Here is a 19,052-nt window from a genome sequence, read left to right as displayed (position 1 = left end):
ATGGATATGCTTACCCGCCGACCATTCGGCGACTCACACAACGGGGGTCGTCGCCGATTACCGAGACGGGTACCCAGTGAATCGAAGAACTGACCAGTTCGATAGCGCCGGGAAAAGAACACGACCACACGTCCTCCGTAGAGCCGCACTGGGTCTGCTGCCGCTCGCCCTCGCCGTCGGCCTGCTGAGCGCACCGCCCGCCACGGCCGCCGCGGGTCCGACGGACGGCATACCCGCCGCCGTGTCCGCCGTCGACCCCGCGGACCGCGGCCTGGTCGTGGACTACTGGAAAGCGGGCGGTCCTGGTGTGAAGGCCGCCGCCGAGGCGGCCCTGACCGGCAGCGACACCGACGTGCAGACCTTCCTCGCCGCGGCCGACGGCGTGGCGTTCCAGGACGAGCGGGTCACCGCCGCGCAGTTCGCCTCCCTCGGCGGATCGGAGCTGCTGACCGCGGCACGCACCGCGCTGACCGGCACCCGCGAGGAACTGGAGACGTTCCTGAGCTGGGGCTGGGAAGCCCCGATGCAGCAGGACAACCGCGTCCGGGTCGCCCAGATCATCGACACCGCCGGCGCCAACGTGCAGGACGCCGGACGCGCCGCGCTGAACGGCTCGTCCGACGACATCCGCGAGTTCCTGGCCAAGGGCCAGTACGTCCAGCGTGAGCAGGACGAGCGGGTGCAGCTCGTCCAGATCGTCAGCGTGGGCGGCACCAACGTCCGGGCGGCCGGACGCATCGCGCTGAGCGGCAGCGCCGAGGACATCCGGGAGTTCCTGGAGATCGGCCAGTTCGTCGCCCGCGCGAAGGACCAGGAACACGCCACCATCGCCGAACTCGCCGCGCAGGCGAAGGAAGCGGGACGCCAGGCCGCCGAGCAGACGGCCGCGGCGAAGACCGAGTCCGCCAACGCGGTCAAGGCCTCTCAGCTGGCCAAGGAGGCCGCGCAGGAGGCGGAGGCGGAGGCCAAGGCGGCCAAGGACGACACCGCCAAGGCCGCCCGGGCCGCCAAGCGGGCCGCCACCGCGGCGGCCCAGGCCGCGGCCTCCGCACAGCGGGCGATCGACGCGGCCAACGCGGCGAACAACTCGGCCCGGGTGGCCGCCAACGCGGCCTCCCAGGCAGCAGCCGCAGCGGCCGGTGCCTCCCAGGCCGCCTCCCGCGCCCGCAACGCCGCCGCCGATGCCGCGGTGGACGCCAACAACGCGAGCGCCGCGCGTACCGCTGCCCAGGACGCCGAGAAGGCCGCCGAAGGCGCCAACCTGGCGGCCGACGCCGCGGACCAGGCCGCGAAGGCGGCCGACGCGGCCGGCGACGCCGCGCACTCGGCGGCCAGTGCCGGCACCAACGCCACCGCCGCCGCCAACGCCGCGATCGAGGCCGGCAACTACGCGGGCGAGTCGAGCTCCGCCGCCGCCGAGGCCCGCGCCGCCGCGGCCACCGCCAAGCGTCACGCGGCCGAGGCCAACCGTGCCGCGGCCGCCGCCGAAGCCCTGGCCCGCAAGGCGGCCACCGCGGCCCGCGAGGCCCGGGACGCCGCCAGGTCGGCGGCCACGCACGCCAAGAACGCCGCCAAGGCCGCCTTGGAAGCGGCCGACCACGCCGGCGACGCGGCGCAGGCAGCCGCCAAGTCGACCGAGCACGCGAACGCCGCCACCACGGCCGCGAACGTCGCCGCCGACGCCGTGATCACCGCCCAGGGTGTCTACAAGCTCGCCCGCGAGGTCGAGGGCGAGGAACTGCTGGGCCGTACCAACGCGGGCATCGAGCTGGCCAAGGACGACAAGGCCGCCTACGACGCCCGCACCACCGCACAGGCCTCGTCGGAGAAGGAGGTCAAGGACCGCAGGACCGAACGGGACCGGCTGGTCGCCAAGGCCGCCGAACCCGGCGCGGATCTCGCGTCCGTCGCCAAGCAGGGCCGCGATCTGGCCGTGCGGGCGATGAAGGGCGGTACGGCCTGGGGCCGCGGCGCCGCGGAGGCCGCGCTGTCCGGCCCCGACGAGGTGGTCGTCGACTATCTGCGCAACGGCTGGAAGACCGCGGAGCAGCAGGACGAACGCTCCTACGTGGAACGTCTCGCCGAGGAGAGCGAGGACAAGGCCGTGCGCGACGCGGCCGAGGCCGCCCTCGACGGTGACGCCGCCGCGATCACCGCGTTCGTCGACAACGGGCAGTACCAGGCCGCTGCCGAGGGCATGCGCGTCGCCATCGCCCAGGCCCTCTCCGGGGCCGGGCCCATCGTCACCGAGGCCGGCCGCAAGGCGCTGGCCACGGGCGACCCCAAGAAGTACAGCGAGTTCCTGGTCACCACGCAGGGGACCGCGCGGACCCAGGACGAGCGGGTCAGGGCCGCGCAACTCGTCGACAGCGGCAGCCCCGAGGTGAAGTCGGCGGCCCGGGTCGCCCTGGAGGGCTCGCCGGAGGCACTGCACGCGTTCGTGGTCTCCGGCCAGTACAAGGCTCAGCGCAAGGACTATCTGGCCGCCACCCATGTGGCACAGGTCCAGAAGCTGATAGCCGACGCGGCGAAGGTCGCGGCCACCGCCCAGAAGAACGCCGCGACCGCCCAGAAGGTCGCCGCCACCGCCCGCAAGGCGTCGGCCGAGGCCACGGCATGGGCCAAGAAGGCGGACGCGGCTGCGACCAAGGCCAACGAGTACGCGACGCAGGCCGACCAGTACGCGAAGGACGCGGAGGCGTCGGCCACCCAGGCCGCCGCGTCGGCGAAGACGGCCCGTGACGCCGCGAACCGTGCGGATGTCTCGGCCCACGACGCGGCCCGGTCCGCGGCCGACGCCACGCTCTCCTCGGAGACCGCCCAGGCCGCCGCGTCGAACGCCGCGTACTACGCCGAGGACGCGCGCAAGTCGGCGGTCGCGGCGGGCAAGGACGCGGATGCGGCGCTCAAGGCGGCGACCGACGCGTTCATCGTCACGGTCAAGAAGTACCGGGAGGAAGAGGAGGCCCGGCGCAAGGCGGCTGTCGCGGCCAAGGAGAAGGCCAAGAACGACAACGGCCAGCGTGCCGCCGAGATCTACCGCTGCCAGCAGGGCATGGTCCCGTGCGATCCGCAGGACTTCGCCCGGTGGTGCCAGCAGTCGGAGATCGCCTGCGAGATCGTCGCGAACGGCAAGGAGTTCGGCGATGCCATGGAGCAACTGTGGAACGCCGAGAAGGAGTTGCTGGGCCTCAGCCAGTTCGAGAAGTGCCTCCAGAAAAAGGACTTCGACAACTGCAAGGGCGTAGCGATCGACGCACTCCTCAGCGCCAAGCTCAAGTCCCTGGAACGGGTGTACGACGAACTGAAGCTGCTTAAGCGCGGCTGCAAGATCGCCGGCAAGGCGCCGCTACGATCCTCGTTGGCCTACGCGAGTGTGACCCAAGCCGCGGGACAAGGAGGGCTTTCCTGCGCGGACCACGACGTTCCCGGGCTTCCCAGGAGCGTGTCGGAAATTCCCGGTTCTTCCGGTTGTGAGGTCTGTGCTCGGGATATTCGAGACAGCCTCGGAGGCGGCGAGATCTTCACCATCCTGCCGACGATGTCGGCCTATCTTCCCCCCTACCGAGGCCAGGAGTCGGGGTGGCGCAACCATGTAGTGGTTGTATACAACAACCGGGTCTACGACGCCTGGACAGGGCGAGGCGGGGAGACTGTCTCGGAGTTCAAATCCAAGTGGCTTTGGCACGACGCGATCCACTTTGGGTTCTAGGAGGCAAGTGAACGACAAGGAGTTCGTCGAGGGGATCCGTGACAGACCGAGCTTGTTCGGCCTGAACGGCTGCTACTACCCGACCGCCATGTTCCTCGAGGGGTTCGACATGGCCAGCTCCGGTGGGCTGCTGCGGGGTTTCACGGAGTGGCTCGTTGTGCGCGGAGGCGAATGCAGCAGTCTCCACTGGCATGTGCTCGTCCTCCAACGAGCCCTTCCCGAATTCGAGTTCCGAGGCTGGAAACACTTGGGCCCTCTGCACCCGGATCAGGATCGAGAGGCCACCGAGAGCCTGCTCTCGCTCGTCCTCGAATTCCTGGACGTACGAGACGACCCACGGCAGCTCGCCCAGATGTATACGCAGTACGAAGCTCTGTACGCGCGCACGATCGGCTGAAACAGGAACGGCCGGAGGCTCCCCACCGGAACGGGTGGGGAGCCATCCTGTCTACTCAGCCAACTCAGTCGAACCAGCGATCCCGCCCCAGTTCCTCCGTCCGTGAAGGATCCTCCAGCAGCGCCGCCACCTCGAAGCGCCGCGGCCACTGGCGGGCCGCCCAGGACAGGCCCGCGGCCACGCCCTCGACCGTGGACGCGTGCAGCACCCCGTCCGCCGTGAGGCGCCAGTCCAGCTCCACGCCGTCGACGACCAGTTCCTCGTGCTCGACGTACGTCGTCGGGGTGCGGTCGCCCAGCAACACCTGTACCGACTCCGGTACGTCGTGTTCCGTGCCCTCGGAGTCCACCGAGCCGGTGACCGACTCGCTCAACCGCCGTACCTGGAACAGCTCCGCCAACTCCGCGGCCCGCGCCGGGCGGACCGGCAGCAAGGGGACGCCGTCCGTGAAGGGGAGCAGGTCCGGGGAGTCGACGACCATCGCGTCGGTCGCGTCGACGACGGTCACCTCGCCGTCCACTACGGCCCGTAGCTCGTCCGGCAGGGTGACCTGATCCGGGTCCAGGTCCGCCAACGCTCCGTAGATCGCGTGCAGTTGGGCCCCGGTGACCCGGCGGTCCGGGTCGGCCAGGCGGTCCAGGAGTTCCGCCGCGCCGCCCGGCTCGTCCAGCAGCGCCGCCACCGACGTGCGGACGCCCAGCGCGCGCAGTACCTGTTCGTCGTCGAAGCCCGTCGCGTCCGCCTCGTCGTACAGGCCGCGGAGCAACGGGTCGCCGCCCGCCGCCAGCAGGCCCGCGGGGCGGCGGCCGTCCAGGACCGGGTTTCCGCGCAGCCACCACGCCGTGTACGGGCGTACCAGCTCGTGGGTGCCGTCGTGGAGGAGGATGCGGACCGGTTGGACCAAAGCGTCACGCAGGGGAGGGCGGGACAGCATGGCCAGCGCCTGGGGCCACTTGTCGTCGTCCACCAGGTCCAGGTCGCGTACGGCGATCAGTTCCGTGGCGACCGGCGGGACCGGCGAGTCCGGGAAGCGGTCCAGGACGTCCTCGCTCCATACGTCCACCGCGTCCAGCAGCCCGGCGTCGTCGGGTTCGGCGAAGTCGCCGTCCCGGGGCTCCAGTTCGTCGGGGTCGAGGACGACGTCGGTGGCGCGCACGAGCGCGAAGTCGGCGAGGACACCGCAGGCGGCCAGCGGCTGCCGGCCCCACTTCTCGGCCAACTCGGTGTCGACGGCGGCGAGTTCGTCCTCGCGGATGACCTCGGCGAAGGGGCTGCCGGGGAACACGAGTTCACCGGCGGGCGCCAACTCGCCCTCCTCGTCGGGTAGTGCGAGCGCGCCGAGCCACGGTTCGTCACCGGGCTCCAGACCCGCGTCCCGCACCAGCGCGAGGACCGTGTCGGCCAACTCCTCGGCGTCGGGCGCCTCCTGCTCCCAGTCAAGGGCGCCCTCGTCGTCGAGAGACGCGGCGACGGCGGCCCGCACCTGGGGCGTGGTGAGCACGGCCCGGGGCGTCGCGGGCAGCGCGCCCAGCTTCTCCAGCAGCGGGTGGGCGGCGTCCGGGTGCGCGACCTTGAGCCCGAGCCGCGCGAGCACCTCGGGGTCGGTCAGCGCGTCCGACGTGGGCAGCAGCACCTGCCGGGGCCCGATGGTCGTACGCCCGTCGGCGAGCGGTACCGGCAGCCCGGTGAGCCGGTCGGGATCGACCCCGGCGAGGCTGTCGTACAGCCGCTGCCACCAGCTGGGCTCCTTCTCCAGGCCGGCCAGCCGGTCCACCGCGTCGGTCAGCGGCACCCGGGCCACGCCCAACGTCCGCAGTTCCACGCGCCGTTCGAGCCCGGCGGGGAGAAGGGTCGGCAGGACCTCGGCCAGCACGCGCACGGTGTCGTCGCCGGCGCCCTCGACGATCTCCGCGTCCCGCGGACGCAGCGCCTCCGGCAGCTCGGAGTCCTGCTCGTCGAGCACAGGAAGCACGGCCGGTTGCGCGCGCGGCAGGAACGCGGTCCGCGGCAGCCGCTCCAGGATCGCCGCGCGCAGGGTCCCGTCCAGCTCCCCCTTCCCGAGCGGCCCGGGTACCAGGCCGATGATCCCCTCCCCCACCGGCCGCCAGCCGGCGAGGAGTTCGACGTACGCGTCCGCCGCCCGCTGCACGACGAAGTCGGTCAGCGGACCGGGCGCGGCATGCCGGCGGGTGGTGTCCAGCGGGAGGGAGGCGATGAGCAGCGCGGGCACGCCGAGCAGTTCGTCGCTGGGGGTCGGGGCATGGACGTACGGACTGGTCCGGGGCCGCTCGGGCGCGCCCTCGGCGTCCACCGGCACCGCCCACGTCACCGACCAGAACGGCCGCAGCCGCTCCTCCACCGGCCGGTCGGCGAGCAGATCGGGCGTGAGCGGCCCGTTCGCGGCGGCGGTACGCCAACGGGTGCTCCCGTGCAGGGAGTCCTCCACGACGGTGAGGGCGCCGTCGCTGCCGCGGCGCAGCGTGCGGACGGTGTCGGTCTCGATGACGACCTCCGCGAGCCCCGGCAGGGCGAGGAGCAGAGCGTCGTCCACGGCGGCCAGGAGCCGCTCGGCGAGGTCGGCGGCGGCCGTGTCCCGCAGGGGCAGGATGACGGCGGTGTCGTACGGGTCGGGGGCGGTGCCCTCGGCGGCGAACGGGAGCCTCAGCAGCGGCACATGGCCGTCCCGGCGCCGGACCTCGTCCCCGAGCCCCGGACTGTGCCGGGCGGTCTCGGCGGCCTGCTCACGGGCCTCGGCGAGCGACCAGCGCACCCCGCCGTGCCGCCCGACGACGGCGGGCTCGTCGGTGACGGCGAGGACGGAGGCGAATCCGACGCCGAAGCGGCCGACGGAGGGCGTGTCCCGCTTGGCGCTCGCGCGGAGCGTGGACAGCGATTCGACGCCGGCCGCGTCGAGGTGGGCGCCGGTGTTGGCGGCGACGAGAACGCCGTCGCGCAGGGTGAGCCGGAGCCGGCCGGGAACGCCTGCCCTGGCGGCCGCGTCGGCGGCGTTCTGGGCGAGTTCGACGACGAGGCGGTCGCGGTAGCCGCCGAGGACCAGGTCCTCCTCGGCGTTCGCGTCCTCACGGAAGCGGGCGGGGCTGGTGGCCCAGGCGTCGAGCACGCCCCGCCGCAGGCGCGCGGTGCCGAAGGGGTCCGCTCCCTCGGGGGCCGGCCGCACGAACTTGCTCACGTTCACTCTCCTCATCGACGTGAGGATGAAGGTACAGCCCGTGCGGCACGGCGACGGAAAGCGGTGGTCGGCCCCGGCGTGCGCAGCGCCCCGGTCCGTGGTCCGGGACCGGGGCGCTCCGCACGGGCGTCAGCCGACCGACCTTGCGGCCTCCGTGATGAGGTCGGCGACGGCCTTGGGGTGACTGAGCATCACGACGTGCGACGAGCGGGGTACTTCGACGATCTTGCGCGCGTTCGCGCGGCTGTACATCCAGCGCTCGCAGGCCGGCGGGATCGCCTTGTCCCGGCCGGCGACCAGGCCCCACGACGGGATCGACCTCCAGGCGGCGGCCGTGGTCGGGAAGGTGAAGGAGTCGGCGTCGAACGGCCGCTGGGTGGCCTGGAGGACGCGGAAGTCGGCGGTGGAGATGTCGGCCGCGAAGGCCGCCTGGCCGTCCTTGCCTAGGTACAGATCGATTCCGGTCGTGCCGTCGGCCTTCGTGTACGGGACCGGCACGCTGACCGGCTCGACCTCGCTGCCGGGGAACTTGGTGATGAGCTCGCCCTGCGTCTCGCCCACGTCGGGCACGAAGGCCGCGATGTAGACCAGCGCCTTGACGTTCGCCTTCCCGGCGGCGGCGTTCGTGATGACCGTGCCGCCCATGGAGTGCGCGACCAGCACGACCGGTCCGCTGATGGAGTCCAGCAGGCTCGCGACGTAGGGGGCGTCGGTCGGGATGCCCCGCAGCGGGTTGGCCGCGGAGATCGTGGTGTAGCCCTTGTCCTGAAGCTTCGCGATGGTGGCGTTCCAGCAGGACGAGTCGGCGTAACCGCCGTGCACCAGCACGATGGTGGGCTTCGCCCTGGACTTCTCCGCACCGGTGCCGGCGGGGGCCGGCGCGGCGCCGGCCGTGCCTTCCGAACCGGCGATCAGCGCCGCGGAGCCGGCCAGCGCCGCGCCGGCGGCCAGTACATGACGGCGGGAAACCTCGGTACTCATGGGACTCCTCAGGCATGGGGTGGGCTCGACCGCACACGGGCGACGCGCTCGCCGTGACCTGCTCGGTACGACCCGCTCGGCGCGACCTGAGACGGACCCTATGAGGAGCGCTTTCGCGCTGGCATCCGCTATATGACCTAGCCGAAGCAGGAATGCCCGGCTCCGCCAGAAGTGCCCCCGGCTCCGCCAGGAGTGCCCCACCCGCCAGGAGCACCCCACCCCGTCAGGAGTGCCCCCACCCGGTCAGGAGTGCCCCAACTCCGCGCCGTCCTCGTCGGAGACGACCGGCACCGACCCCGAATCCGCCGCCGGTCGCAGCGGGAACGGGTCCACCTGGGTCTCGTCGATCACCGGGAGGGCCGGCTGGGGCGGTTTGGGCATGACCGCGGCCTCGGAGTGGCCGCCGCAGCCGTACGAGAGGGACACCACGCGGCCGTCCGCCGGGGAGAACTCGTTGGCGCAGACGCCGAAGGCCTGGCCGAGGGAGCCGCCGATGGGCTGGAGGAAGCCGCAGCTGACGCAGGCGGCGGGGGCGGCCTGGGCCATGGGGGTCTCGGAGCCGAAGGACTCCTCCCAGCGGTCGGCGGCGACGTGCAGTCCGTAGCGCGACAGGACGCGGGCGCGGCGCATGCCGAGTTCCTCGGCGACGGCGGCGATCGAGCCGCGGGTCGGCGCGACGGGCAGGTCGGCCGGGACGCCCTCGGTGAGTTCGATGTCCTCCGCGTCGACCAGCTCGGCCATCTCCTCGGAGACGGCGGAGTCGGGCGCGGGGTCCTCCACGCCCGTGTAGCCGGGCTCCAGGCGCAGGTCCTCGGCGTCGGTGGGCAACAGGTCGCCGGGGCCCATGTCGCCGGGGCGCAGGCGCTCGCTCCACGGCACCCACTCGGGCGCGAGCAACGCGTCCGGGCCGGGGAGCAGGACGACCTCGTCCAGCGTGACCAGCTTGGCGCGGGAGGCGCGGGCGACCGTCACGGCCCAGCGCCAGCCCCGGTAGCCGAGCTCCTTGCACTCGAAGAAGTGCGTGACGACCCGGTCGCCGTCGGCCTGGAGACCCGAGTGCTCGCCGACCACGCCGGGCGCGGCGGCCTCCTCGGCGGCGGCGCGGGCGAGGTCGACGGCCTCGGCGCACAGGCGGTCGGTGGTCCGGCTTCGCGTGGTCGCTGCGCTCACAGGTATCGCTTCTCTCCTACGCCGTCACTCGGGTGCGCCGGCCTGAAGGCGGCGGATGCGGACGGAGCGGACCGAAGGACCGCGTCGACGTCCACGCCCGATCGCACTCGGGCGCACCTCATCGTCCATTCTGCGGGATGACAGAGAGGCGCGCGGCCGAGAACGTTCGCCACGACGCGCTACGCACGCTACCTTCTCGCGACCGCTCGGCCTACACCGACGTGATGGTTCATCGCTTCATAAGCGTTCATACGCGCGGTAACCGCACTACCCACAGCTTTCTCGGGGCACTATGACGGGGTGGCAACCGCGAGGACGCCCCACGGAGCCACCGGTGTCGGTGGGGTCAAGGGGAAAGGTCAAGGTGGCGGCTCGGGCCGGATCGGCGGACCCGTCCGCGCGGTCGGTCGTGCCCTGCACTTCCCGGTGACCGGCACGGCCAGGGGAATCAGGAAGGCGACCCACGCGCACGGCGCCGGCGAATCCGGTCTCGGCAAGCTGATCGAACTGCACGGTGTGAACGGCGCGGGCGATGTGATGATCACGGTCGCCCTCGCCTCCACGGTCTTCTTCTCCGTGCCGACGGACGAGGCCCGCGGCCGGGTCGCCCTCTATCTCGCCATCACGATGGCGCCCTTCACCGTCCTCGCCCCCGTGATCGGCCCGCTCCTGGACCGCCTTCCGCACGGCCGCCGGGCCGCGATGGCCGGTTCCATGCTGGCCCGCGCCCTGCTCGCGCTGATCATCTCCGGCGCGGTCGCCACCGGCAGCCTGGAGCTGTATCCGGCCGCGCTCGGCGTGCTGGTCGCGTCGAAGGCGTACGGCGTGATCAGAAGCGCCGTGGTGCCCCGGCTGCTGCCACCCCGCATCTCGCTGGTGAAGGCCAATTCCCGGGTGACCCTGGGCGGGCTCCTCGCCACCGCCGCGGCCGCGCCCGTCGGGGCCGGGTTGCAGGCGATCGGACCGCGCTGGCCGCTGTACGGCGCCTTCGTGATCTACGTCGCCGGTACGTTCCTGTCCTTCACCCTGCCGCCCAAGGTCGACTCGGCCAAGGACGAGGACGTGGCGCTGCTCGCCTCCGACGAGGAGCACCTGCACGGACCGCACCTGCGGCCGGTCAAGCGCCCGGGGCTGCGGACGGTCGGCCGCGCGGTCACCCACGCACTCGGCGCCAACGCGGCCCTGCGCTGGCTGTCGGGCTTCCTGACCTTCTTCCTCGCGTTCCTGCTGCGCGAGCATCCGCTGACCGGGTCCAGCGCGGCCGTGTCGCTGGGCATAGTGGCCGTCTCGGCGGGCGTGGGGAACGCGATCGGTACGGCGTTCGGGGCCTGGCTCAGATCCCGGGCACCGGAGATCATCATCGTGGTGATGCTGGCGTTCGTGCTGGGCGCGGCGGTGGTCGCCGCGATCTTCTTCGGCGCGTTCCTGGTGGCCTGTCTGGCCGCGGTCGCCGGCTTCTCGCAGGCGCTGTCCAAGCTGTCCCTGGACGCGCTGATCCAGCGGGACGTGCCCGAGACGGTGCGCACCTCGGCGTTCGCCCGGTCCGAGACCATGCTCCAGATGGCCTGGGTCCTGGGCGGCGCGATCGGCATCGTGATGCCCCTGAACGGCACCCTCGGCCTGTGCGTGGCCGCCGCCGTCCTCACCCTCGGCTGGCTGACCACGACCCGCGGCCTGCTGGGCTCGGCCCGCCACGGCGGCTCCTCCAAGCCCCGGGTGGCGTAGGCCGGTCCAGCGGATCGGCCGGACCCGCGGGCGCGCCACGCCCGTCGCCGGTGGCCGCCCCTCCGATCGCGTCGCCGACCTCCTCCTCCGCTGCCGCACGGCCGTCCGGCCCGCCCGGCCCGGTCAGGACGTGCCGCGTCGCACGGCCGACCCGATCCGCCGGTCAGGCCCACCCACCGGCACGCCGCACCCCACCTGGGGAGCGGGCCGGACGCGCCCGATAACCTTCGCCCCATGACCTCGATGCCTCGCGGCGAAGCCGCCGACATGCTCCGCGCTGTGCGACGCCGTCGCGCCGTCGCCGCCGCCGGCGCGGTATCCGCCGGACTGCTCGTCCTCTCGGCCTGCGACAAGCCCACGCCGCTGTCGACGATCACGGTCGGCCGCTCCTCGGTCAGCGAAGAGGCCACCTGTGGCGGCGAGGGCAAGGCCCTGAAGTCCGCGGACCTCGCCGCGTGCCTCAAGGACGACGACATCAAGTCCATCAGCGTCGACCCCGACGAGACGGTCCGCTTCGGCGTCGACCCCGACGTCGCCGACAAGCGCTGGACGATCCTGATGAACGGCCAGCCGCTCACCGAGGACAGCGACAAGACGTACCGCACGATCCCGGGCAGCGTCTTCTTCAACGCCCAGTACGGCGCCCAGGGCAACTCCACCCTGGTCTCCATCAAGGCCGCCGACGGCAAGAAGAACAGCGACACGGTCACCGGTCTGTGGTCGTTCAAGCTGAAGAAGGACGACTGATCACGTCCGCCGCACGGGCGTTCCGCGTCCTCGTGGCCACCGCCGTCCCCGCCGAACGGGACGCGGTGGCACGGGCGTTCACGACCCACACCACGGCTGACAGCACGGCCGGCGTGAGCGTCGACGTCATCGCCGCCGGGGTCGGCCCGGCCCTCGCCGCCGCCTCCACCGCCACAGCCCTCACCACCGCCGCCCTCGAAGGCGCCCCCTACACCCTGGTCGTCTCCGCGGGCATCGCCGGCGGCTTCCAGCCCGAGGCGCCCGCCGGCTCCCTCGTCGTCGCCGACGAGATCACCGCCGCCGACCTGGGCGCCGAGACCGCCGACGGCTTCGTCCCGGTCACCGACCTCGGCTTCGGCACCGTCACCCACCGCCCCCCGGAATCACTCGTACGAGATCTCACGGCCGCGACCGGCGCGCGCACCGGAGCCGTACTGACCGTCTCGACGGTGACCGGCACCGCCGCCCGCGCCGCCGAACTGCGCGCCCGCCACCCCCGCGCGCTGGCCGAGGCGATGGAGGGCTTCGGGGTCGCGGAGGCCGCCGCCTCGCACGGCGTGCCCGTCCTGGAAGTACGCGCGGTCTCCAACCCCGTGGGCCCGCGCGACCGCGCCGCCTGGCGCATCGGCGACGCCCTCGCGGCCCTGACCGAGGGCTTCGGGAAGTTCGCGCCCGTCCTGGAGAGTTGGAACCCGTATGACGACCCACACGACCGGTGAGCAGCGGCTGCAGATCGCCTACTCCCCCTGCCCCAACGACACCTTCGTCTTCGACGCCCTCGCACACGGCCGCGTGCCTCACGCGCCCGCGCTCGACGTGACCTTCGCGGACATCGACATCACCAACGGCATGGCCGAACGCGGCGAGTTGGACGTCCTGAAAGTGTCGTACGCCGTCCTGCCGTACGTCCTCGACGAGTACGCGCTGCTGCCGTGCGGGGGCGCGCTGGGCCGGGGCTGCGGCCCGCTGGTGCTCACTCGCGAGGCGGGCGTCGACCTCACCGGCCGGACGGTCGCGGTGCCCAGCGAGCGGTCGACGGCGTATCTGCTGTTCCGCCTCTGGGCCGCGGACACGATCCCGGGCGGGGTCGGCGAGATCGTCGTCATGCCGTTCCACGAGATCATGCCGGCCGTGCGGGACGGGAAGGTCGACGCGGGTCTCGTCATCCACGAGGCGCGCTTCACGTTCCAGAACTACGGGCTGCACAAGCTCGCGGACATGGGCGAGCACTGGGAGAACACGACGGGGCTGCCGATCCCGTTGGGCGCGATCATCGCGAAGCGCTCACTGGGCGCGGAAAGGCTGGAAACGCTCGCCGAGTCGATCCGCGTCTCGGTGCGGGCCGCGTGGGCCGACCCCGAGGTCTCCCGCCCGTACGTCATGGAACACGCCCAGGAAATGGACCCGTCCGTCGCCGACCAGCACATCGGCCTGTACGTCAACGAATTCACCGCGGACCTCGGCGAGGCCGGCTATGCGGCAATCCGTGGCCTGTTGACGCGCGCGGCGGCCGAGGGACTGGTTCCGCCCCTCGGCCCGGAGGCACTGAAATTTCCGTGACGGGTGACTTGTCCGCGACTTGTGGGTGACTTACGTGGCTTATACGTCGAGTTGGTCGGCGACCGCGCGCAGCAGACCGGCGATCTTCTTGCCGGCCGGCTTGTCCGGATAGCGACCGCGCTCCAGCATCGGCGTGATGTTCTCCAGGAGCGTCGTCAAGTCCTGCACGATGGAGGCCAGTTCGTCGGGCTTCTTGCGGGTCGCCGCCGCGACGGAGGGGGTCGGGTCGAGAACGGTCACCGAAAGGGCCTGGTCGCCGCGTTGGCCCGCGACCACTCCGAACTCCACCCGCTGACCGGGCTTGAGCGTCTCGACTCCGGCGGGGAGGACCGAGGAATGGACGAAGACGTCACCGCCGTCGTCGCGGGAGAGAAAGCCGAAGCCCTTCTCGCTGTTGAACCACTTGACTTTGCCGGTGGGCACGTCTGTCCTCGTCCTCGTACTCGTCGGAAAACTGCTTCTGAAACGGCTCTTGATAGCACTGGGGCGGGTCGTCGGGACCCGCCGGTACCAAGGCTAATGGTCTTCAGGCCGGTGACAAGACGTCGCCGGGTTGTTCCTTCGGGCTGGGAACTACCCTGGTCCGGTGCGTGACAAAACCCAAACGAATTCCGCCGGGCCCGGTGACCGACTGATCCGTGCCGGTGCCATCGTGTTCTTCATCGGTGCGGTGGCCACACTCGTCACAGTGGCTCCGCTCTTCCTCCATGCGAAACCATTTCCGACGTACATGTTCGGACTGAGCATGCTCATGGGCGTCGGCTTCCTCGTCGCCGGTGCCGGCGTGCTCCAGTCGATTGCGGCGGGCCGCCGTCAGGCGCGCGCCGGACGGTAGTTGGCCAGCCACGCGGGGAACTCCGTCAGATCCGTGAGGACGACGTCCGCCCCGGCCGCCGTCAACTCCTCGGCGTCGCACGGCCCGGTCGCCACGGCCACGGACAGGGCACCGGCCGTGCGCGCCCCGCGGACGTCCCCGACGTGGTCACCGACGTAGACGCCCGCGTCGTGCTCGCGCAGCGCCTGGGCCTTCTGCTCGGCCCACAGGTCTCCGACGACCTCGTCGGGGGCCAGGCCGAGGTGCTCCAGGTGCAGCTTCGCGTTGGGCTCGTACTTGGCGGTGACGACGATCGCCCGCCCGCCGGCCGCCTGCACGGCGTCGATCGCCTCGCGGGCGCCGGGCATCGCGGGGGTCGCCTCGATGGCGAACGAGGGGTACATGGAACGGTAGAGATCCCCCATGGCCTCGACCTTCTCCGCCGGGAACCAGTGGATCAACTCCTGGGCGAGCGGCGGTCCCAGCCGGGTGATCGTCAGGTCGGCGTCGATGTACGTCCCCGTCCGCTCGGCCAGCGCGAGGAAGCACGCGCGGATGCCGGGCCGGGAGTCGATGAGGGTCATGTCGAGGTCGAAGCCGACGGTGAGGGGGCCGGAGTCGGCGGTGCGCTCGGGGGTGGGGCTAGTGGAGGCCATATCGGCCATTGTGCCCAGGCGGGGTGCCGGGGAGACGTCCGGCCGGTGTGACGTACACCGACCCGCCGTCGGCAGACGGCCCCGGCAGGCGACGACTGCCCGTCGGGGAGAGGGCGGCACGCTTCCTTCCGGCCCGACGGCATCCGGGCGCGCCAGGAGCGGGGGCAGAGCGAGGCGCGGGGCCGAGCAGGACAGCGCCGCCGAGCGAGGCGACACGGCCGACGATGACAGCGTGACCCGCCCACCGCCGCACAGCCACCACGTCCGCCGGGAGCGAGCGGGACAACGCGGCCGAGCGGAGTGGCGGGGCAGCCGATGTCCGCTCGGCGCACCCGTCGGCGTCCTGCCGCCGGACGGCTACCGGTTCCGCTGGGAGCGCCAGACCAGGAACAGCGCCGACAGGACCGCCGCGCCGCGGATCACCCACGGCCAGGTCTCGGAGATCGCGTCGTTCATGTGGTCCTGGGCGATGGGCTCGCCCCAGCGGCCCTCGTTGCGGCCCCAGAGCCAGACGATGCCGGCGGTGAGGGCGAGGGAGGGCATGCCGATGACCGCCCACTTGGACTCGTTCGGGGTGAGGCGGCGGGAGGCGTAGGCGATGACCCAGCCGAGAAGCAGGGCGAAGAGGTTGCCGAGGATCGCGCCGGCCACGAGCAGGGCGGCGGCGAGCAGGAGCAGCGGGTTGCTCCAGCCGACCGCGGGGCGGGGGATCAACCGGCGCCGAACCTTCGGCGCGGGCTCCACCACGACCTGCTCGACGACCGGTGCCTTCTCCAGGACCGGTTCCTTCGGCTTCTCCTCCTCCTTCGGCGGCGGGGGCTTGAGCAGTTCCGGGATCTCCACACCGCCGACGAACCCCGGCACACTGTCGTCGAGGGGCGTGCTGCCCACCCGCCACCAGTCGGGCCGCAGCGCGCTGTCCCCGAGTTCCTGCGCGCTGGCGAGGTGGGGCGGGGCGGGGGCGTCGGAGGGCTCGGCCGGGGCGGGTTCGGTGGGGCGGGGGCGCGGTACGACGCGGCGCAGGCCCTTGGGGCGCTGCTCGGGTTCGTCGTCGCGCTGCACGGGCACGTGGGCGCTCGGCACCTGGGGTGCCGTGGAGCCGGTGCCGCCGGCGGCCGTGACGACCTCGTCGGGGCTGCCGAGCCGGTCGATGATCTTGCGGACGGCGGCGGGGCTGTCGACGGTGACCTTGGCCCGGCTGCGGTCGATCTCGTTGCGCAGCTCGGAGACGAGCCGCATGCGCGTGCCGGACGGCAACTGGCGCTGGTGCGCGACGTCGCCGACGCGGCTCAGATACTCGTAGACGACCTGGTCGCTCTCGATGCCCAACGAAGTCCCTCCGGGATGGGCGCCGTTGAATCCCCGTTGGACGAAGGTACCTCGTGGGGACGGGTTCACGCCTCGCCCGCAAGAGCCGTACCGACCGGGATTGCCCTACCGTAGGTCGGATGAGCGATCCGGCAACACCGCCCCGTTCTCTCGCGGAGGCGCTCCGACACAGGGACGACGCCTCCCTCGGCGCGCTCCTGCGCGCCCGGCCCGATCTCATCACGCCCGTCCCCACGGACCTCACGCAGCTCGCGACCCGGGCCGGCACGCGGGCCTCGGTGGTGCGCGCGCTGGAGCGTCTCGACCGGTTCGCGTTGCAGACCGCGGAGGCGCTGGCGGTGGCGGCGGAACCGGCGTCGTACGCGGAGTTGCTCGGGCTGATGGCCGGGGACGAGCGGGATGCGGCCGTCGTGGAAGCGTTGCCCCACGCCCTCGGCACGCTGCGCGAACAGGCCCTGGTGTGGGGCGGCGACGACCGGCTGCGGCTGGTGCGTACGGCCCGTGAGCTGCTGGCGCCCTCGCCGCAGCATCCGTCGCCGACGGGGCTCGGGCCGACGGTCGCGGAGGCGACGGCGGGGATGTCGCCGGGGCGGATCCAGGAGATCGTGGGCGCGGCCGGGCTGCCCTCGACGCACGACGCGGTCTCGGCGGTGGCCGCGCTCACCGGGCTGTACGGCGACCGCGCGCGGATGGCGGCGCTGCTGGAGCAGGCGCCGGCGGAGTCGCTGGAGGTGCTGGCGCGGCTGGTGTGGGGGCCGCCGTACGGGCAGGTCACGGCGGATCCGGCGCCCCGGCTGCGGTGGCTGCTGGATCGCGGGCTGCTGCTGCCGACGGCGCCCGGCACGGTCGTACTCCCCCGGGAGGTGGCCCTGCATCTGCGCGGCGGTCATGCGCACCGCACCACCGAGCCGGTGCCGCCGGCGGTGGAGCCGACCGCCGTGCACCGTCCACAGGTTGTGGACGCGGCGGCGGCCGGGCAGGCGTACACCGCGCTCGCGACCGTGGCGGAGCTGCTGAAGGACTGGCACGAGGGCGGGCCCGCCGTGCTGCGGGCGGGCGGACTGAGCGTGCGCGACCTCAAGCGGACCGCCGTCGCCCTCGACCTGCCCGAGCCCGTGGCCGCGTTCTGGGTCGAACTCGCCTACGCGGCCGGGCTGTTGGCGTCCGACGGCGAGGCCGACGAGCGGTACGCGGCGACCCCGGCCTACGACGAGTGGCTGGAGCGGCCGGCCGCCGAACGGTGGGCCCGGCTCGCGGAGGCGTGGCTGACGGCGACGCGGACGTCCGGTCTGGTCGGGGGGCGGGACGCGAAGGACCGTTCGCTGGCGACGCTTGGGCCCGGGCTCGACCGCTCGGCGGCGCCGGAGGTACGGCACCGGGTGCTGAGCCTGCTCGCCGGGTTGCCGGAGGGCGCCGCGCCGGCCGCCGACTCCGTGCTGGCCCGACTGCGCTGGGAACGCCCGCCGCGCGGCCCCCAGCCCGGCGACGACCTGCGTGCCCGGCTCGCCCGGTGGACGCTGTCGGAGGCGGAGATGCTGGGCGTGACGGGCAGGGGCGCGCTGTCGGCACACGGCCGGGCGCTCCTGGGCGCGCCGGCCCCCTCGCCGTCGCAGACCCTGCCGGAGGTCCCGGGCGACAGACTCCCCGTCCACCACCACACCCCTGCTCCGCCCCCTCCCCTGGAACCCCTCACCCCCGCCGAGCAGGCCACCGCCTCGGCCGCCGCCATCCGTCTCCTCGCCCCCCTCCTCCCCGAGCCGCTGGACCACGTCCTGCTCCAGGCCGACCTGACCGCGGTGGCGCCGGGACCGCTGGAACGTCCGCTCGCGGACATGCTGGACGTGCTCGCGGACGTGGAGTCCAAGGGCGGGGCGACGGTGTACCGCTTCACGCCGGGTTCGGTACGACGGGCCCTGGACGCCGGGCGCGCGGCCGGCGACCTGCACGCGTTCCTGGCCGCGCACTCGCGGACGCCGGTGCCGCAGCCGCTGACGTATCTGATCGACGACGTGGCCCGCAGACACGGCCGGTTGCGGGTGGGGGCGGCCTCGGCGTACGTGCGCTGCGACGACGACGCCGTGCTGAACGAGATCCTCGCCGACAAGCGGGCCGCCGGACTGCGGCTGCGCCGCCTCGCGCCGACCGTGCTGGCCACCCAGGCCGATCCGGCGGCGCTGCTCGACGGGCTGCGCGCGATGGGCTTCGCGCCGGCCGCCGAGTCGGCCGACGGGGACGTACTGATCACCCGCGCCGACGCCCACCGCACCCCGCCGCGCACGGCCCCCGAGCCGGTCCGCGACGGCCCTCCCACCCCGGACGCCACGCTCCTGTCGGCGGCGATCCGCGCCATCCGCGCGGGCGACCTGGCCTCCACGACCCCGCGCAAGCCGTCCGCGGCCCCCGTCTCCGGCGGCGCCCTCCCCCGCACCACCGCCGCCGAGACCCTCGCCACCATGCAGGCCGCCGTCCTCACCGGCGAGACCCTCTGGATCGGCTACGTCAACGCGGAGGGCGCCGCCAGCCAACGCGTCATCGCCCCCATCCGCGTCGAGGGCGGCTTCGTCACGGCCTACGACCACACGGCCGACGAGGTACGCACGTACCCGCTGCACCGGGTGACGGGGGTGGCGGAACTGGCGGACGACGGGGACTGACGGGGCGCGTCCGCGGTCGGGGTGGGGCGGGGCGAGGGTCGTTGCGGGGGTGAGCGCGGTCGCTCTGCGGGCGGGCCCGCTGGACCGGGCGACCCCGGAGCGGAGGCGGGGAGCGAC

The 19,052-nt window shown here is 73.0% G+C and carries 14 protein-coding genes; 8 read left to right on the top strand and 6 right to left on the bottom strand.

The genetic code is table 11. The features are described 5' to 3' along the window. The first annotated feature begins 241 nt into the window (after positions 1–241). Positions 242–3,712: an ALF repeat-containing protein gene (locus tag ACIP6U_RS13440; RefSeq protein ID WP_401715972.1), complete on the top strand. Its 3,471-nt coding sequence runs from the start codon at positions 242–244 to the stop codon at positions 3,710–3,712. 7 nt (positions 3,713–3,719) lie between these two features. Beyond that, positions 3,720–4,109, top strand: a complete 390-nt coding sequence (locus ACIP6U_RS13435; RefSeq protein ID WP_401715969.1) for a hypothetical protein — start codon at positions 3,720–3,722, stop codon at positions 4,107–4,109. A 64-nt stretch (positions 4,110–4,173) separates the two neighbouring features. Here ACIP6U_RS13435 and ACIP6U_RS13430 read toward each other — a convergent pair whose 3' ends face one another. The 3 genes from ACIP6U_RS13430 to ACIP6U_RS13420 all read right to left on the bottom strand — a co-directional run bounded on the left by ACIP6U_RS13430 (position 4,174) and on the right by ACIP6U_RS13420 (position 9,450). Next, entirely contained in the window at positions 4,174–7,299 is a 3,126-nt protein-coding gene (locus ACIP6U_RS13430) for a sacsin N-terminal ATP-binding-like domain-containing protein (protein ID WP_401715966.1), read from the bottom strand. A 129-nt stretch (positions 7,300–7,428) separates the two neighbouring features. Then, positions 7,429–8,280 (bottom strand): alpha/beta fold hydrolase, encoded by an 852-nt coding sequence (locus tag ACIP6U_RS13425; protein WP_401715964.1) that lies wholly within the window; start codon positions 8,278–8,280, stop codon positions 7,429–7,431. Positions 8,281–8,523: 243 nt separating this feature from the next. Then, on the bottom strand, positions 8,524–9,450 hold the full coding sequence (locus tag ACIP6U_RS13420; protein ID WP_401715961.1) for a DUF3027 domain-containing protein: 927 nt from the start codon (positions 9,448–9,450) through the stop codon (positions 8,524–8,526). A 300-nt stretch (positions 9,451–9,750) separates the two neighbouring features. Between ACIP6U_RS13420 and ACIP6U_RS13415 the strand changes: the two genes are divergently transcribed. From ACIP6U_RS13415 to ACIP6U_RS13400, 4 genes are all read left to right on the top strand, one after another. Continuing rightward, positions 9,751–11,175, top strand: a complete 1,425-nt coding sequence (locus ACIP6U_RS13415; RefSeq protein ID WP_401715958.1) for an MFS transporter — start codon at positions 9,751–9,753, stop codon at positions 11,173–11,175. Positions 11,176–11,409: 234 nt separating this feature from the next. Continuing rightward, on the top strand, positions 11,410–11,922 hold the full coding sequence (locus ACIP6U_RS13410; RefSeq protein WP_124004056.1) for a DUF2771 domain-containing protein: 513 nt from the start codon (positions 11,410–11,412) through the stop codon (positions 11,920–11,922). Then, positions 11,892–12,641: a futalosine hydrolase gene (locus tag ACIP6U_RS13405; protein WP_401715955.1), complete on the top strand. Its 750-nt coding sequence runs from the start codon at positions 11,892–11,894 to the stop codon at positions 12,639–12,641. The genes ACIP6U_RS13410 and ACIP6U_RS13405 overlap by 31 nt, the downstream gene beginning before the upstream one ends. Next, complete coding sequence (locus ACIP6U_RS13400) at positions 12,619–13,482, top strand: 1,4-dihydroxy-6-naphthoate synthase (RefSeq protein WP_401715952.1); 864 nt, start codon at positions 12,619–12,621, stop codon at positions 13,480–13,482. The genes ACIP6U_RS13405 and ACIP6U_RS13400 overlap by 23 nt, the downstream gene beginning before the upstream one ends. Before the next feature lie 39 nt (positions 13,483–13,521). On the opposite strand, the gene ACIP6U_RS13395 is transcribed toward ACIP6U_RS13400, so the two are convergent. After that, the gene (locus ACIP6U_RS13395; protein WP_124004059.1) at positions 13,522–13,905 is read right to left on the bottom strand and encodes a cold-shock protein; all 384 of its coding nucleotides are present in this window, start codon (positions 13,903–13,905) and stop codon (positions 13,522–13,524) included. A 163-nt stretch (positions 13,906–14,068) separates the two neighbouring features. Here ACIP6U_RS13395 and ACIP6U_RS13390 point away from each other — a divergent pair, with 163 nt between their 5' ends. Then, on the top strand, positions 14,069–14,317 hold the full coding sequence (locus ACIP6U_RS13390; protein WP_124004060.1) for a hypothetical protein: 249 nt from the start codon (positions 14,069–14,071) through the stop codon (positions 14,315–14,317). Here the strand turns inward: ACIP6U_RS13390 and ACIP6U_RS13385 are convergent. Then, a complete protein-coding gene (locus ACIP6U_RS13385) occupies positions 14,296–14,961 on the bottom strand; it encodes an HAD family hydrolase (protein ID WP_401715948.1) in 666 nt (221 codons plus the stop codon). The two genes, ACIP6U_RS13390 and ACIP6U_RS13385, sit on opposite strands and share 22 nt — an antisense overlap. A 348-nt stretch (positions 14,962–15,309) precedes the next feature. Next, on the bottom strand, positions 15,310–16,281 hold the full coding sequence (locus ACIP6U_RS13380) for a hypothetical protein (RefSeq protein WP_401715945.1): 972 nt from the start codon (positions 16,279–16,281) through the stop codon (positions 15,310–15,312). 119 nt (positions 16,282–16,400) lie between these two features. Between ACIP6U_RS13380 and ACIP6U_RS13375 the strand changes: the two genes are divergently transcribed. Next, positions 16,401–18,935, top strand: coding sequence for a helicase-associated domain-containing protein (locus tag ACIP6U_RS13375; protein ID WP_401715943.1), 2,535 nt, complete (start codon positions 16,401–16,403; stop codon positions 18,933–18,935). Positions 18,936–19,052 lie beyond the last annotated feature (117 nt).

This window comes from Streptomyces sp. NPDC088794, from assembly GCF_044750545.1.
Classification (GTDB): Bacteria; Actinomycetota; Actinomycetes; order Streptomycetales; family Streptomycetaceae; genus Streptomyces.
The sequence above is the reverse complement of the archived record's forward strand: the minus strand, read 5'-3'. Positions and strand labels throughout refer to the sequence as shown.

What these genes read in the sequence shown, in the direction of transcription:
- ACIP6U_RS13400 (WP_401715952.1), top strand. Translation starts at nt 12,619, where the DNA reads ATGACGACCCACACGACCGGTGAGCAGCGGCTGCAGATCGCCTACTCC.
- ACIP6U_RS13385 (WP_401715948.1), bottom strand. Translation starts at nt 14,961, where the DNA reads ATGGCCGATATGGCCTCCACTAGCCCCACCCCCGAGCGCACCGCCGAC.
- ACIP6U_RS13425 (WP_401715964.1), bottom strand. Translation starts at nt 8,280, where the DNA reads ATGAGTACCGAGGTTTCCCGCCGTCATGTACTGGCCGCCGGCGCGGCG.
- ACIP6U_RS13375 (WP_401715943.1), top strand. Translation starts at nt 16,401, where the DNA reads ATGAGCGATCCGGCAACACCGCCCCGTTCTCTCGCGGAGGCGCTCCGA.
- ACIP6U_RS13410 (WP_124004056.1), top strand. Translation starts at nt 11,410, where the DNA reads ATGACCTCGATGCCTCGCGGCGAAGCCGCCGACATGCTCCGCGCTGTG.